Origin of the sequence: Flavobacterium sp. W22_SRS_FK3 (genome assembly GCF_052113665.1) — a bacterium.
In the GTDB taxonomy this organism is placed as follows: domain Bacteria; phylum Bacteroidota; class Bacteroidia; order Flavobacteriales; family Flavobacteriaceae; genus Flavobacterium.
Map to the genome: position 1 here is coordinate 1 of NZ_JBGQOF010000051.1, position 3,064 is coordinate 3,064.

Sequence of the window (3,064 nt, forward strand, 5' to 3'; positions counted from 1 at the left end):
GCAGTACTTACTGCAAAAGTAATATCTGTTAATGGTATATATGGAGCTACTGTAGTGCTGCCGCTAAATATACAGCCTTTTGCATCTTTTACAGAATAGTTAATAGTTTGCGTACTTCCATTATCTGTAACAATCAATGTATTATCAGCTATATAAGTAGCAGAACCATCAAAATTATAAGTATATGGAGCCGTACCTGAACTTGCCGTTACCGTAACAACTGCTGGCTGTGGTGCATTACCAATGTTACATCCAAATGGCGTTACATCAGCACTAGCACTTAGAACTCCTGGCTCGGTGATGGTGATAGGAGCAGAATCTAAAGTACAATTTCTGGCATTGCGTACTGTTACAACATAAGCTGTACCCGCACTTAAACCTGAAAATAAATTACTTGTCTGTTCTGTCACACCACCATCTAAACTATATTTATATGGTCCTTCGCCACCTGTTACATTTACTGTTATAGTTCCATCAGAACCACCATTACAGCTAACATTTGTTACTGAAGTATCAAATAATGTAGTCGGAATAGCATCTAAATCAAAGCTTGTAGTCGCTTGACAAAGTGTAGAGTTGTTATTGTCCGTAACTCTGAATACATAATTCCCTGCAGCAACAGCTGAATAAGGATTAGATGCAGAGACAAAACCTCCACCATTGTACGAAACTTCATATGTATAATTTGTTGAAGGAATAGTGTTACCTCCAATAGCAGTCAAAGTAATTGTTGCATTAGGTGAAGCAGTACAATCTAATAATTTTGTCAATGATGCTGATAAGTTTAACTTAGGGTAAACGATATAATCAACATCTGCAGTACAGCCGTTTCCATCTTTAATTACTAAATTATAAGTTCCTGAAGCATTAAATGTAAAACTTGGAGAAGCCTGGAAAGCACTTCCGTTTACACTATAAGTTGCACCTCCAATTACATCAGGATCAACTGTTCCTGAATAAGTAATTGTAAAAGGCGTACTGCCATCATAACAAATTGGAGCAGCTGGTGGCGTAACTGTAGGAGCATCGTCTGCATCTAATGTTACTGCTGCTGTTTTAATACACCCATAAGCGTCTTTAACATAAACAATATAATCTCCTGTCACACTTGTTGAAAAAGTGGTGTTTCCCGTCCAACCAGCTGTACCTGATGTTGGTGCAGTAACTGAGTCTAATAAATATTGATATGTGTAAGGTGCTGTTCCGTCTTTAGCCTGAGCAGCAATTACACCGTCTTCATTACAATTAACATTTTTAATTTTTGAAGCTGTAACAGACAAATCGATAGCAGATTCTGTAATATCAAATGGTGCTGATGCTGAACTACAACCTGCATTTGTTGCTCCAGCATCTTCAGTAACTAAAATAAAATAATTACCAAATGGCAATGTGCCAAAATTATTGACAACTAATGAACCGCTGGCCGGAATAATTGCACTAACTAATCCACCAATTGGAGTAACTGATTGTGAATTATAAACCTGATATGTAACAGGTGTAGCTACACCGTATGAATGATTCATTGTAAAGGTAACATTTCCGTTGGCAGCACCTTTACAAGTGATGTTATTTTCAACTACAGAATCAACATTAATTGTAGAATTTGTTCCAATTGGAAATTCAGAAGTTTCAAAATAATAACATCCTGTACCTGTACCTCCATGAGCAGCATCTGCGTCATAAACAACGAATGTATACTTTACACCTGCTATCAGGTTGTTAAATGTTGTTTGCTTGCTACCCGGAGCATCCTCAGCTAACCATGTCCCTGGGGTTGGGTATGAAGGAACAGATCCAGTATATAAACTGAAATAAAATGGTCCAGCACCAATGGTACTAGTAGGCGAAGAACTTACGGCTACAATCGCAGATCCAGTTCCTGAACAAACTACTGGAGATGGTGAAACCGTAATATCTAAATCATCTGGTGGTGATGCAACCAAGATATTCTGATGTAATTGCTGACAGCCATTAGCGTCAGTAATAATTAATTCATATAATCCAAAATTAACGATATCAAACACTTGTGAAGTACCAGGTTGATCTGTGAATTTTTGGTTATAACCATTCACTCCCGTAACATGATAAATATAATTTGGAGTTCCACCTGTTACTCCATTTACGATAATTCTTCCTAATGAAACACCTCCGGCTCCACAAGTAATCGGATCAACATCATAATCAACTACAATAGGATTTGGCTGCGAAATACTAATATTATCTGTATCCGTGCAACCTTTAGCATCCGTAACAGTAATCACATAATCTCCCGCTGCTAAACCAGAAGTCTGTGTTCCGTAATTAGTGCTGGTAGTAGTATTAAATACATTAAATACAAATGGAGCTATTCCTTTAGTATTGTCAATTGTAATAGCAATTGCAGCTGTATTCTCTCCACTACAATTAATGGATTGTGTTTGATTAACACCTGTAATATCAGGATTTACTGGGGTAGAAACAGCAATTGCTGATGTAGTTGTATATGTACAGCCTGTTCCGGAATCTGTAACAGTAAAAATATAGTTTCCAGCCGCATTAGTTGTAAATACATTGCCTGCAAAAGATCCTGTATTTGGATTACTTGTATAGGTATATGTTCCAGAACCACCTACTGGAGTTAATGTAATTTGTGCAGCTGTTGGAGCTGGATTACATGTAATGTCCTTATTTAATACCGCACTTAATGTTAATTGCGGATTTACAATAACCGGATCACTATCTGCAGTACAACCATTAGCATCTTTCACACGAATTACATAAGTGCCTGCTGTTGTTATAGTGAAAATATTTGAGGATTGATATGAACCTCCTGCATTAATACTATATAACAAAGTACCTGTTCCTCCTGTAGTTGTTGCAGTAATTGAATATCCTCCAGCTGTACCTAAACAACCTGATCCGATTGCTGTAACTGTCGCCGGAGCTGTATCCGTTGCAATTGTAACATCAATTTTATAAGTACAGCCATTGGCATCTTTTACCCAAATATCCCATTGTGTATTGGTTGCTGGTGCTAAATCTGCACTGTTGCTGGCAACATAATCCGTTGCCAATGGTGCAACTC

The 3,064-nt window shown here is 37.5% G+C and carries 1 pseudogene; it reads right to left on the reverse strand.

The features are described from left to right. Nucleotides 1-3,064, reverse strand: a pseudogene (locus ACEN2I_RS19820) (hypothetical protein); the annotation flags it as partial.